The 13,953-nt window shown below is 45.5% G+C and carries 15 protein-coding genes and 1 tRNA gene; 5 read left to right on the top strand and 11 right to left on the bottom strand.

The features are described 5' to 3' along the window. Positions 1 to 264: 264 nt before the first annotated feature. From QUB26_RS24635 to QUB26_RS24605, 7 genes are all read right to left on the bottom strand, one after another. Entirely contained in the window at positions 265 to 1,755 is a 1,491-nt protein-coding gene (locus QUB26_RS24635) for a DUF697 domain-containing protein (RefSeq protein WP_333057649.1), read from the bottom strand. Between the two features lie 83 nt (positions 1,756 to 1,838). After that, complete coding sequence (locus QUB26_RS24630) at positions 1,839 to 1,976, bottom strand: hypothetical protein (protein ID WP_333302560.1); 138 nt, start codon at positions 1,974 to 1,976, stop codon at positions 1,839 to 1,841. Between the two features lie 23 nt (positions 1,977 to 1,999). Then, a complete protein-coding gene (locus tag QUB26_RS24625) occupies positions 2,000 to 2,608 on the bottom strand; it encodes a Uma2 family endonuclease (protein ID WP_333320104.1) in 609 nt (202 codons plus the stop codon). 157 nt (positions 2,609 to 2,765) lie between these two features. After that, complete coding sequence (locus tag QUB26_RS24620) at positions 2,766 to 4,214, bottom strand: slr1306 family protein (protein ID WP_333320102.1); 1,449 nt, start codon at positions 4,212 to 4,214, stop codon at positions 2,766 to 2,768. Between the two features lie 238 nt (positions 4,215 to 4,452). Further along, positions 4,453 to 4,887 (bottom strand): thioesterase family protein, encoded by a 435-nt coding sequence (locus QUB26_RS24615; protein WP_333320100.1) that lies wholly within the window; start codon positions 4,885 to 4,887, stop codon positions 4,453 to 4,455. Between the two features lie 555 nt (positions 4,888 to 5,442). After that, the gene (locus QUB26_RS24610; RefSeq protein ID WP_333320107.1) at positions 5,443 to 6,525 is read right to left on the bottom strand and encodes an ATP-dependent 6-phosphofructokinase; all 1,083 of its coding nucleotides are present in this window, start codon (positions 6,523 to 6,525) and stop codon (positions 5,443 to 5,445) included. A 310-nt stretch (positions 6,526 to 6,835) separates the two neighbouring features. Next, on the bottom strand, positions 6,836 to 7,078 hold the full coding sequence (locus QUB26_RS24605; RefSeq protein ID WP_333052315.1) for a hypothetical protein: 243 nt from the start codon (positions 7,076 to 7,078) through the stop codon (positions 6,836 to 6,838). 137 nt (positions 7,079 to 7,215) lie between these two features. On the opposite strand from QUB26_RS24605, the gene QUB26_RS24600 reads away from it, so the two are divergent. The 3 genes from QUB26_RS24600 (at position 7,216) to QUB26_RS24590 (ending at position 8,952) form a co-directional block, all read left to right on the top strand. Beyond that, entirely contained in the window at positions 7,216 to 7,722 is a 507-nt protein-coding gene (locus QUB26_RS24600; RefSeq protein WP_333212447.1) for a hypothetical protein, read from the top strand. A 209-nt stretch (positions 7,723 to 7,931) separates the two neighbouring features. Further along, complete coding sequence (locus QUB26_RS24595; RefSeq protein ID WP_333320098.1) at positions 7,932 to 8,195, top strand: hypothetical protein; 264 nt, start codon at positions 7,932 to 7,934, stop codon at positions 8,193 to 8,195. After that, positions 8,134 to 8,952, top strand: a complete 819-nt coding sequence (locus tag QUB26_RS24590; protein WP_333245666.1) for an FkbM family methyltransferase — start codon at positions 8,134 to 8,136, stop codon at positions 8,950 to 8,952. Before QUB26_RS24595 ends, QUB26_RS24590 begins: the two co-directional genes overlap by 62 nt. 188 nt (positions 8,953 to 9,140) lie before the next feature. Here the strand turns inward: QUB26_RS24590 and ygfZ are convergent, their stop codons facing one another. The 4 genes from ygfZ to QUB26_RS24570 form a co-directional block, all read right to left on the bottom strand. After that, positions 9,141 to 10,220 carry a CAF17-like 4Fe-4S cluster assembly/insertion protein YgfZ gene (gene ygfZ, locus QUB26_RS24585; protein ID WP_333320095.1) on the bottom strand — a complete coding sequence of 360 codons (1,080 nt, stop codon included), beginning with the start codon at positions 10,218 to 10,220 and terminating at the stop codon, positions 9,141 to 9,143. A 144-nt stretch (positions 10,221 to 10,364) separates the two neighbouring features. After that, entirely contained in the window at positions 10,365 to 10,748 is a 384-nt protein-coding gene (locus QUB26_RS24580; protein ID WP_333245672.1) for a hypothetical protein, read from the bottom strand. Between the two features lie 145 nt (positions 10,749 to 10,893). Beyond that, positions 10,894 to 12,081, bottom strand: coding sequence for a transposase (locus QUB26_RS24575; RefSeq protein WP_333245675.1), 1,188 nt, complete (start codon positions 12,079 to 12,081; stop codon positions 10,894 to 10,896). A gap of 211 nt (positions 12,082 to 12,292) precedes the next feature. Continuing rightward, a tRNA-Val gene (locus tag QUB26_RS24570) sits at positions 12,293 to 12,364 on the bottom strand. A gap of 72 nt (positions 12,365 to 12,436) precedes the next feature. Here QUB26_RS24570 and QUB26_RS24565 point away from each other — a divergent pair. Both QUB26_RS24565 and mazG read left to right on the top strand, forming a co-directional pair. Continuing rightward, positions 12,437 to 13,027, top strand: a complete 591-nt coding sequence (locus QUB26_RS24565) for a metal-binding protein (protein WP_333245678.1) — start codon at positions 12,437 to 12,439, stop codon at positions 13,025 to 13,027. Between the two features lie 6 nt (positions 13,028 to 13,033). Continuing rightward, positions 13,034 to 13,861: a nucleoside triphosphate pyrophosphohydrolase gene (mazG, locus tag QUB26_RS24560; RefSeq protein WP_333320093.1), complete on the top strand. Its 828-nt coding sequence runs from the start codon at positions 13,034 to 13,036 to the stop codon at positions 13,859 to 13,861. Positions 13,862 to 13,953: the final 92 nt, after the last annotated feature.

The following is a 13,953-nucleotide window of genomic DNA, read 5'->3' as shown; positions in this document are numbered from 1 at the left end:
GTCCCGCCCGTCCAAAAAGGACGGGCGGGACGCCCATCCCACAAACTTGTGGAAGTTATTTAATTCTCATTCCTTAGATTTTAGATTTTAGATTAAAGAAGGGGGTATCACTGATGAGCATGGTGGTTTGGAGTTTACCTACAGTTGCATTCTTTTTTGACAGTTGTAGAAGAATAAAAGCAGTAGGGTGCGTCAGATCCTAACTCTTCAATTATCACAAATAACCCTCTCCTGACGCACCCTACTCAACTACTAGGGCAATTTTTAAGTGCCAATTTTAAACTCTTGCTGCAGGCGATCGATAATTGTATTACGCTCGATGGTAGCGAGAATTTGTTGAATTACCGTATCTTGTCCCAGGGGGCCCCAGGTGCAGCCTTTTTCTAAGTAAACTTGGGCGGCACGACCGACAGCGTAGGTTCCGTAAGCTGCTAAACTAGCTTGAGTGACAGCGACTCCGGCAAAAGTAGAAAAGCCGATGTGTGGGGCCGCAGCCGCTGCACTTTTGCCAAATCCCAAGAGGAAACTGCTACCCAATTCTCCCAAAAGTACGCCGCCAGCGCTGGAGAAAATAGTCTGCCAAAGTTTCCCGGCTTCGTAACCAGTCATGGGTAAGCCGTAAAGTCTCGATAAAGAGCGAATTAAGGCTAAATCTGCGACACTTGCTCCCATTACATCCAAGAATGCCACTGGATTTAAACCGACAGCCAAAGCTTTATATTTTGCAAATTGCCAGATTAAATCTTCGGCTTCTGTTTGTCGCAATTTGAGAACGTGACGGGCAATGTTTGCTTCGGCATCTCTAGCTTCAACTAAAGCATTTAGAGCGAGGAGCGATCGACCTTCTCTGTTAAGAATTGTCAGAATTTTATGTTTGAGTTCGTCTATCTGCGCGGGGGGCGACTCCCATTCGTTAGTTACTCTTCCGTCGGCCCATTCCACCCGCACTTGCACCGGTGCTGGTTCGGCGGCTACCATGACTATTTCTAAAGATTTGGAAGTTTTAGGCGGTGATTTTGCAGTAGATTTATCAGATGGGTTGTTTGGGCGATCGGACAAATTTTCGCTATCTGTTTCCTCTGTTACCGCAGCGGCTGCTAACTCTTCAGAATTTGCCAGCGCTTGCAAACTTTGGAAAATAGCTTTTCTGTCTAATTCTGGATACAGGTCAATTTTATTAAAAACTAAAATTACCGGTTTTTGAGCTGTTTGCAATTCGCACAGTGCTTGATACTCAGTTCGGGTAATATCGCCTGCAACGACAAACAGAATTAAGTCAGCTTGGCGAGTTACTTGTTTCGCCATTTCGCCGCGCACTTCGCCACCAACTTCATCAAGTCCCGGAGTATCGATTAATTCTACTTGCACGCCTCCTTTCCCCCCCTTGGCCAGGGGGGGTTGGGGGGATTCCTCGCTGTCCAGGAAGGATAAAGGCACACTCCAGCGCACGGAACGCGGCCACTGAGTCACGCCGTTGAGAGGGCCTGTTTGCAGAATTTTGTGACCTAAAAGCGCGTTTAATACGGCTGACTTGCCACGGCTGACTAAGCCGAAAGTAGCAATGCGGATTATGTTGTGGTCTAGTTTTTCTGAGGTGGAAGTTAAAATATCTAACTGATATTGCAGCGCCGCTTCTAATTCTGTATTATTCGAGTTTTTTTTCCCTTGGCGCAGGTGGGAGTAGCGCGCCAGGGCTTCGCGCAAACTGGCGCGGGCAAGGGATAAGCGATTTTCTTGAAGGGAATTGTCAGCCATTGGCGATCGGCTTTTTAAAGCAGGTATAATTGATCGTCGAATTATAAATCCTATTTCTTATTTTAATACAATTTTTCATAAATTTATAATTTTTTAGTTGTGAGTTTTCCAAAAAATCTTGAACGGGCAAGATGCCCGTTCCACAATAACAAAAAATTTTTGTGGAACAGGCATCTTGCCTGTTGTTCCACAATAACAAAAAATTTTTGTGGAACAGGCATCTTGCCTGTTCTTTTCCCTAACACTAGGCTCCGCCTCGTAAAATTCTATCGACGTTCAGCTCCATATTGGGAAATGTAGGTGAAATAATGCGATCGCTCCCTCTGAACTGTGTAATCCTATACTCTCCGTCCACGAGCTGACAAACCGAGATGGTGGGTTCTTTGGGGTCGCCAATATGACGTATTCCGCCGAATGCAGCATAATCCGCAATCCAATATTCGAGGATGCCCATCATTTCGTAATCTGCCAACTTTTTGAGATAATCGTCGCGCCAGTTGGTACTGACAACTTCAACAAGTAGCGGGATAGATGTTCCTTGGGTGATTGTTGCTGACTTCAACCATAAGGGTTCCAACGCTAAAGCCTGACGGTTTAATAGCAAAACATCAGGAATATATCCTGTATCTTTAGCTGGGGGCTTAACTAGCGCTTTCGAGGGAATGCGGTATGGAAGTTGCAGTTGGGTGTCTAGCCGCGTAAATTCTTGAACAAGGTATGCTGTGATATCTTCGTGTTCTCCTGTTGGCTGCATTTCAACCATTACCCCGTCGTGAAGTTCGTAGCATCTGTTCTCGGCTTTGTCTTCTAGAAATTCTTCAAAGGTTAGTATTTTGGGTTGAGTTTGTATCATCGTGCAAACTTTATTTGATTGTATAACAGAAGGCTGAAGGAAGAAGGAAAATATTAACTGGTTGCCTAGTTATGCCGGGGAACAGGCTTTCCGGCCTGTTCCACAACAGAAAAACTGTCTTGTGGAACAGGCCGGAAAGCCTGTTCCTTTATTTTACTTAATTGGCCACGGACTTAACGGTTTCGGGCCCAGATACCTGAGATGAAAGGCGACTCGCCACTTGGTTGACGAAAGATTGCAAGAAGGAAACTTGCTGATTTTGCGTAAAAACTGCTTGCAAAGTTTTAGTCAACTGGTCGATATTTAAAATGCCTATGGCAGCATTTTCCCCTTCTCGACTTTGGAAATATTCAATTAAACTCAATCCAGCTATTCTGGTAAAATAGGCTGCACTAATTCCCTGCACCGCGCCTCCTGCTACATAGGTGACGGCATTGCTTTTCAGCAGTCCAGTAATAGTTTGAGTAGACAGTTCTACTAATCCCAATTTAAACATTTGATTAGCCAAAGTCCCCGCTACTGTCTTAGCTTGGTCTAAGGAAAACTTTTGCTGGTAGATGGCGCCGAGATCGATTACGAGTTGGGTGCTGATGGCGGTTGTTGCTAGCAAGTCTAAAGCTGGAACCGGATTAGTAAAGACGGCGGCGGCGGCGATGTACTGATATTGTTCGATAATGGGAATTGCCCGATCGCGCCTGACTGCATTTAATAAGGTTTTGGCCTCTAGCTTGATACTTGCAGCCTCCCGCACTGCACTCGCCCAGACCAACTGTTGCCGTTCTTCAGTTAAGATTTTAGTCAATCTTTCCGTCAGCGCGTCGAGTTGAGAGACTTGCTTTTCAATCCGTTCTTTAAATGTGCCGTCCGCTTGGTGCTGGCGCACTTTAATAGAATTGGGAGAAGCTGCGATCGCAATTATCTCTTCTGTCCCCAATATTCCTTGCATTTTCTGCTGCAAAGAGTTCAAAACCTGGGACTGCTGTTCTGGCAAATATTGGTCTTGTTTGTTCCAGACTAGCAGCACGCGCTGACCTGCCGAAGCTAGCTGAGATAATGTTTTAAATTCGGAATCTGTGATGTCGCCCGCTGTCACAAACAGCACTAAATCACCGTTGATTTTGGCATCCGCATTTGTATTAGCAAACAGCGCTGCAGTTTCTTGTAAACTAAGCTTTTGCGGGTGTTGAGATGCCCAATTAGAATTTAAAACTTGAATTAAGGCAGTTTTGCCGACAGCTTTGCCGCCAGTTACGGTAATCCGCAAATCTTGTCTGTCTAATTCGGTTCTGAGCCGATCGAGCTGTGCTGTTAGATTAGCAGGATCAGCAGAGTTTTGAGCTTCTGAAGCCAGCAATTTAATTGCGGTTTCTGAAGCCGCGATCGCTTTTTCGGCTGCTTCCCGGTTCGCCAGGGGTTGCGGGAGTGCGAGTTCGAGTTTGGGGGATTGTTGCTTCCACCACCAATACCCCGCACCGGCAGCCGCCAAGCCGATGAGTGCCGTTTCGCCCATTTCTGAACCCGAATGCTGTAGAGTTTCCAGCAGCCACAGCGCTGCTGAAAGTCCTATTCCGCCTATCAAAATCGGTCGCCGCAAGTTAAGTGTCATTTTTCCCTTCCTGTGGGTATTGTCGCCAAGCTTAACCTTACCGGGCTTGGCCTCCCTCCCTCTCTTCCATCGTACCTCTGCGGCATCCAAACTGGCAGGCGGGCGATCCGACTTTTTGCGATCGGGATTTGCGGCCCCGGCGACAATCAACCTTTTGCACTTCTACAAATGGGGAATATCGGGCCCAAGCCCTCACTACAAACGGGGAGATTTTTACAGCACTTTTCAAATATAAGAGTTAATTTTTGGTTGGTGTTGGTAATGCTTGAAACTGATCTTGAAAAATATCAATTATTTGTTTGGGAATTGCTCGCGGGCGCATGGTGGTAACTTCAACCCAAACCCAAAGCGCCTCTGCTTTTAACAAGATTTCCTCATTTCCAGCTAAGCGAATTTCGTAGCGGCGGACAGCGCGCGGGCCGCGCATTTGTTCGATCCAAGTGGATATCTCCAATCGATCGCCCGATGCGGCAGATCGCAAATAGTCAATTTCTATCCGTCGCATTACAAAGACGCCGCCCAATTCCCGGTAGCGATCGAGAGTAAATCCCAAATGTTCTAAATGTTCGATCGCAGCGTGTTCTAAATAATGCTGGTAGACAGCATTATTTACGTGACCGAGAGCATCCATTTCATAATGTCGCACTCTAATTTGTGTAGTAAATGGTGTCAATTTCTCCCCTTTCCACTTGTTGCGGTATTTTGTAGTTCCGAGTGCGATCGCACTCTGGGTCGATACTGGCTCAGAACTGATTGCAAGTTACACTAAATAGTTGAAACGTCACTGCTTCCAGGTTAATCTTAGTCCTGGAAGCACAGACGGTCAATCGATTTTAGATTTTAGATTTTAGATTTTAGATTTATCCCACGGATAAATGCGGGGGCTTGAGGATTTTCGATTTTCGATTTTGGATTGATTCCACGGATAAATCACGTGGCGGATACCACCTTTGAAATTCTTGGTCAATCGATTTTAGATTTTAGATTTTAGATTTTAGATTTATCCCACGGATAAATGCGGGGGCTTGAGGATTTTCGATTTTCGATTTTGGATTGATTCCACGGATAAATCACGTGGCGGATACCACCTTTGAAATTCTTGGTCATCACCTTGGTTTTTTTACGACCATACACTAGCTTAAAACCCTCAGTCTCGGTTAAAAAAGCCGGTTTCTTGGTTCTGAGTGCGTCCCCGACTAAATCTTTGAGAAATCGGAGGGGTAATTGTTTAGTCCCCTAGACAAATCCCTAAACCGCGGGCCGTTTTAACCAGAGTACCATCGAAGTCTACAGGTCTGTATTTGGCGATCGCATCTTCCAGAGGAACGCTCACAACTTCCCGCTTTTGCCAAGATACCATGCAGTCGTATTTCTCTTCGGCAATTAAATCAACTGCTGCGACGCCAAAAGCAGAAGCAATTAACCTTTCTAGCGATGAAGGAGTTCCTCCGCGTTGAATATGTCCCAAAACGGTGACGCGAGTTTCTGCACCGCTGCACTCAGAGATTGTATCAGCTAAATACTGACCAATTCCCCCTAATCGACTTTGGCCTAAGCGATTTGTTTGCATTACTAACTCGCCTTCTTCAGTGCGAACTGCCTCCGCTACTATAATTAAACAGTAGTTTTTTCCCCGGTCTTGGCGTTCTTGGATTTGGGCGCAGATTTTGGAAATTGTGTAAGGGATTTCTGGAATCAAAATTATATCAGCTCCTCCAGAAATTCCGGCACTGATCGCAATATGTCCAGCGTCGCGTCCCATGACTTCAACAATCATGACGCGGCTGTGACTTGCGGCAGTAAAATGCAAGCGATCGAGTGCTTCAGTGGCAATATTTACCGCAGTATCAAAACCGATAGAACGCTCGGTAATTCCAACATCATTATCAATAGTTTTAGGAATCGCAACTAAATTCAAATTACCTTGTTGAGCAATCTTCCTGAGAATGGCAAGACTACCGTCGCCACCAATCCCAATTAAAGCATCCAAACCTAATTGATGATAGCCTTCGATAATGTCGTCAGAACGATCGCGTAGAGTCCCATCCGGCATGGGGAAAGCAAAAGGATCGCCCTTATTTGTCGTGCCTAGCATCGTACCGCCAATGGTGAGCCACGAGTCTACTTTCTCAATATCCAAGGGAATTGCTTGAGGGGGACGACTCATCAATCCGTTGGTGGCTTGACGAATCCCCATCACTTTCCAATTGTAAGTTCCCGTTGCGCGGTAGACAACGGCTCGAATAACTGCATTTAAGCCTGCACAGTCACCTCCGCTGGTGAGGATACCGATACATTTTTGTTCTCCCATAATTGCCCGACTTTTGTTCATCAGAACATGAGTTGATATTTTTAGATCCCGATCGTCCAATCCTGATTTTCGACGTAAATAGGTAGGCGAAAATAAACTTTACTCTGTAACAGAATGTAAAGCTATCATAACTTTTGTGATTGCTTTGATAAGATATCGCTCCTTTGGGGAGCTTTTCACTCGTTTTTGACTACTTATGTATTTTCCAGCTTCATCAACTTAATGAAGTGCCTCATCTTTGAAGCATTTCACAAGTTCGATCGCCAACTAAGTAGCATCGCCAATCACCGTCTCCCACAAAACATCAATTTTACTTGGGATTGAGGCGTTTAGAAACTTGGTTAATTATACCGCTGAGAATAGCACCGCCCATAAGAATTCCCAGGGCGGGATTAAATACGGGCTGCCAGAGACTGTACCACAAATCAAAACCGAGATTCACTCCGGTCGATCGACCTGCTACTGCGATCACAAACCACCCAAAAATGGCAAAGACGAAAAACACATCAGCTACTAAAATCAAGTTGAGAAAGTTAAGAAATTTATCTTTCATTGTCGAGGGTTCCTTTTGAGTGTATATGTGTCAAGTTTTGGAAAGCGGTTGGTAGTCGAGCGGATTGATAGCTGCAACTGGCGATCGAATAAAGATAAAATATCATTCAATTGTTTTCGCGCACAGGCTGTCAAAATATGGTTCGCTATACACTTCCTCAAAGCCCCGAAATTATTTTAACTGTCAAGGGGAAAGATTCAGCCAAAGCCCGTGAAGAAGCGATGGATCGGCTGATGGATCTCATGGATGAGGGCAAGCTGCCTACGGAACTCATGGAGGGATTTGGGCCCAAACAGTTTGTTGAAGTTAAGGATATCGAAGATGCTGCGTCTGACGGCGAGGATGCGATTACTGAAGCCGTCCAGATTTTGAGCAATTTGGCAAGTCTCAAATTGAAAGTCATGGAATCCCGCGAAGAAGCACTCAAAATCCGGGCGGCGATCGACATTTTGTTTACAGATGAAGCTGTGACTGCCGAGGAAATCGCCAGCCTCAAAGACGGTTTCAAGGTTCTCAAAAACTTCGCTCAAGCTAACGTTCGCTATCGAGATGCTAGGAGTAAAGCCGAGTCAGCCCGTGCAATTCTCGACGAAGCTTTGCAATCTGTCGAACCGGAAAACAAGGCGCACAAATCCGCGAAATAGTAGCAGGTTACATGGAAACTCACATCTTGCACCATTCTCAAGAACAGGCCGTCCAGCTTGTTCCACAAGAAAATTTACTATAGCAATCCCAAATCATTTGTGTAATTTTTGTAGGGGCAAACCCCCCGTGGTTGCCCCATGAGGCAGGGTAGGCACTCTTAGCACTACCCCTACATCTTTTTACTCCTGCAAGGATTGCTATATATATTGTGGAACAGGCCGAAAAGCCTGTTCCTAAAAAGCTGATTGACAATGGTGCAACATCTGAGTTAAAACCTATTTCTGTCATTACGATCAGAAACGAAGAAATAGCAAACCTCGGCGATTGCTTCGTTTCTTTATTCGGACATACAATAACTCTGCTGCAAGACATACTATTAACTTTATCCACATTGAAATCTGGAAAAAATTGTGAACCAACAACAAACAGGAATTCTCAGAAACTCGATGTCAGGCAGCTTGCTGCTGGCTAAAGACTTAGGTTTTCAACCAAGAACTGTGATTGATGTCGGTGCCGCCTTGGGAACTTTTAATCTTTACGAAACTTTCCCCGATGCGCGACATTTGCTAATTGAGCCGATCGCCGAAAATGAACCTTACCTCGCCAAAATTTGCCGCAAGCTCAAAAGTGCAGAATACATTATTGCAGCAGCTACCAAAGAAGCGGGAGTTTTCACCCTCAACGTCAGTCCCGGTATGGTGCATTCTTCACTTTCTGAAAATCGCGTTACTGACAGCAGCAATCCTTATGTGAGAAACATACCAGCAATTACGCTGGATGGAATATGCAGGGAAAGAAAATTGCCAGGCCCGTATTTAATTAAAGTTGATGTAGACGGACAGGAATTAAATGTTTTAGCGGGAGCAACTGAGATTTTGCAGCAGACTGAATATGTAATTGTAGAAGTTACTTTGTTTGGTCAGATGTATGAGGTAATGAGTTTTATGAAGTCTCAAGGATTCGCAGCTTATGATATTGTTGATTTGTCCTATCGCCCGATTGATAAGGCTTTGTGGCAAGTTGACATGGCTTTCGTTAAAGAATCGGGTCAATTTAGAAGAGAGAGGGGTTTCGCGACAGGAGAGCAGGATATCGAAGCACTTAACTCGCATCTCAAAGCTTATCGGGAAAGTTTCATCAAACACATTGACACTCATTACAGCGACCCAGTAGAGCCGGAACCGCAGGTCAATCAAGCTGTTTTGGGGGAAGATTATGTCATAATTTAATCAGCTATTGTGCATTTAAACTGCATACTTGGGGCGGCGTCGGAGCAACGTCCCACAAGAGTTTGATTATTTGTTGACCTGCAATTTAAATACTGATCTAGCTTATGATGTCCAGTAGAATACCCCCTATAGGTTCGTAGTGAGGAATTCAATCTATGAGGAATAAAGTCATCACTACAAACCCAAGCTTACAAACTTAAGAAAGGCAGGTTTACTACTTCCCCGGTCATTTCTCCTACCTGCACTTTCAATCCTTCGCCGCCCACTTTTGTGCGGATGTAAGCAAGACCAAAAAAGCCGGATTCAGTTTCCGTAAAACTGGTGAGTTTGCCGACTTTTTCCTCTCCGATTGTGACTGCTGTTCCGGGTTCAACCGCACCGCTCAACTGCACGCCCCAAAGTTCTTGTTTGACTCCTTTGTAGGTGTTCAACCGGGCAATTGTTTCTTGACCGATGTAGCAACCTTTGTCATAGGTAATCGTGTGTAAAAGGCGGGCTTCTAAGGGGTTGTAATCGTCTGTGAGTTCAAAATCGGGGGCGGGGCGTCCTTGTTCGATTCGCAGTTGTTCCCAAACTCGATCGCCCATCGGTACGGCCCCAGCTTTGACTAATTCTTTCCACAAGTGGGCTGCATCGCTTGCTGGCGCAATTAACGTGTATCCGGGAGTTGCTAAACCGCTACCAACCGCAACTCGAACCCCCCCTTCATCCCCCCCTTCGTAAGGGGGGGAAAGAGGGGGGTTTTTTATCAATTTGTGAGTAGCGTAAGGTTGATTTTCGAGTTCGGTAACTCCGATTTTTTCTAATAGTTGAGTGCTTTCCGGGCCGAGGACACTGAAAGCAACAGTTGTATCGGTTAAATCTGTTAACTCGACGCGATCCATTGGGAAAATATAGCGATCGAGCAATTCCAGTAGTTGGCGGCGGCGGTTGGGCGAAACTAACAGCAGTACGGCATCTTCTGTAGCATAAGCGGTGGCGAGGTCGATCGTCCGGGCGGTGGATGTGACGAAAACTGTGTCACAACCTTGACCGGGTTTGAGTATATTAAAGTTATTGGTACTTTGATTGTGCAAGAACCGCAGTCGATCGCTGTCTGAGATTTGAATGCGTCCCCAGTGAGTGCGATCGTACAAAGCTACACCTTGTTTCGTTGCTGCGATCGCTTCTGCGTCGTTACCAAAACTGACTGGCACAATTTCTTTGGTTGTTAACTCTGCAAAAGTAGCACCTGTCGCTGCTTGAATGTCGTGCAATTCTTGAATCATAAGATTTTATTGACTGTTAATTGTTGACTGTTAATTGTTGACTGTTAACTGATGACTGTTGACTGATGACTGTTGACTGTTCGCTGTTGGCTGGAAAGCTCACCACTGACAACTGACAACTGTCAACTGACAACTCTCAACTGACTATTTGCCCAAATTAGCGAATATTTCTTGTATTAATTGGCCGGCTTTAGCATCAAGCCGATTCCAATCTACATCGCCAGTCTCATCATCAATCAAGCTAGTATCAATTACAACTTCTTGGCTTTGGATTTGACTGTGGGCGGGCTGGTAGTTGACAAAGCAGACTCGATAGCAAAGTTCCCAAATATCGACACATCTTTGCTCGCCTTGAAGCTCTAAAATTAGTTGATAGCCCGGAATTGGAATCTGCACTTGTTGATAAGTACCCGTCCAAACTGACTCCTCTAATTGTTTGCGGATGTTGTCGATCACTCGGATCATCGCTGGCTGCATGAGCAGTTCAGCTTGCTGCCACGCGATCGGGCTCGTTATTTTAGGCTTCATATACACGGTTCTCAAAAAGAAAATCAATTAATTAATTTTCTAGCATTGAGTGCAAACTTTTGAGACATCCGCCACACAATGTTAAATTTAGTCTTGACAACTCCCTGTCCTAAAGGAGCAGGGATTCTTGGTTCATTGGGACTACTCATGTAGCTTGCCCTCCCCAAAATTCACGCTCGTTTTGCCCAACCGCTGTATATCCACGCTGCAATACTACTTGCGCGGCTGCAACATCTCGATTTGTTTCATAGCCACAGGTTTGACATTTATGCACTCGTTGGGATAACTCTTTTTTACCTGTATGGGTTTGACATAATGGGCAGGTTTGACTTGTTCCGTTGGGGTCTACTTTTGCGAAGTATGCACCTCGCTTAAAGCAAACATGGCTCAATATATTCAGGAACTGACCAAACCCTGCATCAAGCGTGTGCTTGCTCAGCCTTCCGGCTGACATTGCTTTGAGGTTCAAATCCTCAGCAAATACTGTGTGGGCTGCGTTGCATAAATGATGAGCGGTCTTGAAATGAAAGTATGAGCGACTGTTCGAGATGTATTCGTGGTGCTTCGCTATTTGGTGATGAATTTGACGAAACTTTCTAGAGCCTTTTTTCTTACGCTTGAGTTGACGTTGCAGCAATTTCAGCTTGCGTTGTCCATCCACAAAGAATCGAGGTCTATCAATCAATTCACCATCAGAAGTTGCCAAAAAATGTTTTAACCCTAAATCAATCCCTAATCCATGTCCTGAAGGTGAGGCTTGAGGTACTTTGATATCACATTGCAAAGTGAGCATGACATAGTAGCCAGAAGCCCTCTTAATAACGCGAATTTGCTTGACATCAAACCCTTGAGGAATTGGACGCGACAGGTGCATTTTAACTAACCCAATCTTGGGCAGGTTGACCCAATCGGCACCATCAAACTGTTTAACGGATTCTAGATTCAATTGAGGGAACACAAATGAGCGCATCCGCTTTTTGAATCTAGGAAAACCGTGTCCTCGTTCCCACATCCCCACAAACGCTGCCTCTAATTGGCGCAACGCCTGCTGCAAGACATGGGTGTGAGGCAGTTTCAACTCAGGAATTAACTTCTTTGCTTGGGCCAATGATTTGCATTGACGGGCAAAGGTTGGACGCGGTGCATCATCCGGGATAATGTATTCCTGCTTAATGCTGCACGAGTTGATATCACACTTACGAGAATTAACCCAATCTTTTCGTTCTCGCAATCCAAAGTTGTAGACCTTGCGACAAATATTGAGCCACTGGTCGAAAGTTTGGCGTTGCGTATCGGTAGGAATGAGCTTGTACTCGTAGGTGAGATTTAACATAAAACAATTGTAGAGCAAGTCTGAACAAACAGCACTGCATTTATTCAAAATCCTCTTCGGAGAAATTCAGAACCGAAAGTCCCCCTAAAAGGAGGAGGCTTGTATCCCATTGTTTTCTGTCACCCAATTCAACAGTCAACCCTCAACAGCAACAGCCGTTCTCGGCTTGACGGCTAAAAACGGCTGAAACTGTTGATATTGAGTTATCGGATGGGTAATGTAGGATTTGAACCTACGGCATCCTGCGTGTAAAGCAGGCGCTCTACCACTGAGCTAATCACCCAATTGCACTCACCGGGATTTATCATATCACAGTAACTCAGAAAGATCAAGTAAAAAAAATCCTAAACTTTAAATGCCCTCTGGCCGCACCCACGATCAAATAACCATGTGGAGTTTGCCCTTGGTGGCAGCCCTCACCTTTGGCCAGACTCAGAGCAGCAACCTGACTTTGCTCGTTTCCGGCAGCTTCTTATTCGGCGGGCTGATGTTTGGCCCCGACTTGGATATCTACTCTTGCCAGTATCAGCGCTGGGGATGGTTCAAACCGATTTGGCTCCCGTACCAAAAAAGCCTGCGCCACCGTTCTTTTTTGTCCCACGGCCCTCTGATCGGCACTGCTTTGCGAATCTTGTACCTCGCTATCTGGATCGCGGTTCTCGGAATCGTGGGATTGGCAATTGCCGAAAAAGTCGGAAACTTCGGCTGGAATTGGCAGGATGTGGTTTTGAGTTACGGGCGATCGATCTGGGAACACCACATCGAAATTTTAGCCGTTTACATCGGTCTAGAATTGGGCGCTATGAGCCATTATCTGAGCGATTGGGGCGGCTCGGCTTACAAAAAATTCAAAAAGAAAGGATTAAGCGGGTTGCGCCCTCCTGGCACAATTAAGAGGCGCAAACGCCAACCTCCCCGCCGCACTTCCAGCAAATCTAAAAGGTAAATTATTATGTCTAATTCTGAAAGTCGATCGCTCACAGCACTCGAAGAACTTATAGAAGTTGTAGCTAAATTGCGATCGCCAGACGGCGGATGTCCTTGGGATTTAGCCCAAACTCCCCAAACTCTAATTCCTCACATCATCGAAGAAGCTTATGAAACCGCCGACGCGATTCGCAAAGGAGATAAAGATGCGATCGTCGAAGAATTGGGCGACTTACTGTTACAGGTAATTCTGCAAGCTCAAATTGCCAGCGAATCCAATCAGTTTACCTTCGCCGAAATAGCTGCGGGCATTACAGAAAAACTAATTCGGCGACATCCCCACGTCTTTGGCGATGTCGAAATCAACAGCGTCGATGAAGTCAACGAAAACTGGGAAAAAATCAAAGCAGCAGAAAAAGGCACAACATCGGAAAAGCCGCCAACTTTAGCCTCGAAAATGAGCCGTTATGCCAGCACTTTGCCGCCGATCGCCGCCGGGATGAAAATCTCTCAAAAAGCTGCGGAAGTGAGTTTTGATTGGGACAGTGTAGACGGCGTTTGGGAGAAATTTCACGAAGAAATGGCAGAATTTGAACACGCTCTCAAACACGAGGATAAGGCAGCCCAGCAGTCGGAATTGGGAGATATTATGTTTGTGTTGATTCAATTAGCTCGCTGGTACGATTTAGATCCGTCGGCTGCTTTGCAAGGAACAAACGATCGTTTCGTGCAGCGGTTTGCGAAGGTAGAGGCTGCGTGCGATCGACCTTTGTCAGATTATCCCCCAGAAGAGTTAGAATCTCTATGGCAGCAAGCTAAAGCTTTAATTGCTCAACAAAAGGGCGATCGGTAATAACTCACTCCCGATCACTATTGTTAAGAACAGGCAAGATGCCTGTTCCACAACAACTCCATATTTTGCTTGTGGGGAGTAGGGGTTGGGCA

The sequence above is a fragment of the Microcoleus sp. B4-C1 genome, assembly GCF_036705285.1.
Lineage (GTDB): Bacteria > Cyanobacteriota > Cyanobacteriia > Cyanobacteriales > Microcoleaceae > Microcoleus.
The sequence above is the reverse complement of the archived record's forward strand: the minus strand, read 5'-3'. Positions and strand labels throughout refer to the sequence as shown.

Excerpts from the sequence above, each read along its gene's own strand:
- QUB26_RS24625 (WP_333320104.1), bottom strand. The coding sequence starts at position 2,608 with ATGATACAAACTCAACCCAAAATACTAACCTTTGAAGAATTTCTAGAA.
- QUB26_RS24600 (WP_333212447.1), top strand. The coding sequence starts at position 7,216 with ATGGTTCGCTATACACTTCCTCAAAGCCCCGAAATTATTTTAACTGTC.
- QUB26_RS24605 (WP_333052315.1), bottom strand. The coding sequence starts at position 7,078 with ATGAAAGATAAATTTCTTAACTTTCTCAACTTGATTTTAGTAGCTGAT.
- QUB26_RS24580 (WP_333245672.1), bottom strand. The coding sequence starts at position 10,748 with ATGAAGCCTAAAATAACGAGCCCGATCGCGTGGCAGCAAGCTGAACTG.
- QUB26_RS24630 (WP_333302560.1), bottom strand. The coding sequence starts at position 1,976 with ATGCCTGTTCCACAAAAATTTTTTGTTATTGTGGAACAACAGGCAAGA.
- QUB26_RS24635 (WP_333057649.1), bottom strand. The coding sequence starts at position 1,755 with ATGGCTGACAATTCCCTTCAAGAAAATCGCTTATCCCTTGCCCGCGCC.
- QUB26_RS24610 (WP_333320107.1), bottom strand. The coding sequence starts at position 6,525 with ATGGGAGAACAAAAATGTATCGGTATCCTCACCAGCGGAGGTGACTGT.
- mazG (WP_333320093.1), top strand. The coding sequence starts at position 13,034 with ATGTCTAATTCTGAAAGTCGATCGCTCACAGCACTCGAAGAACTTATA.
- QUB26_RS24620 (WP_333320102.1), bottom strand. The coding sequence starts at position 4,214 with ATGACACTTAACTTGCGGCGACCGATTTTGATAGGCGGAATAGGACTT.
- QUB26_RS24565 (WP_333245678.1), top strand. The coding sequence starts at position 12,437 with ATGCCCTCTGGCCGCACCCACGATCAAATAACCATGTGGAGTTTGCCC.
- QUB26_RS24575 (WP_333245675.1), bottom strand. The coding sequence starts at position 12,081 with ATGTTAAATCTCACCTACGAGTACAAGCTCATTCCTACCGATACGCAA.
- ygfZ (WP_333320095.1), bottom strand. The coding sequence starts at position 10,220 with ATGATTCAAGAATTGCACGACATTCAAGCAGCGACAGGTGCTACTTTT.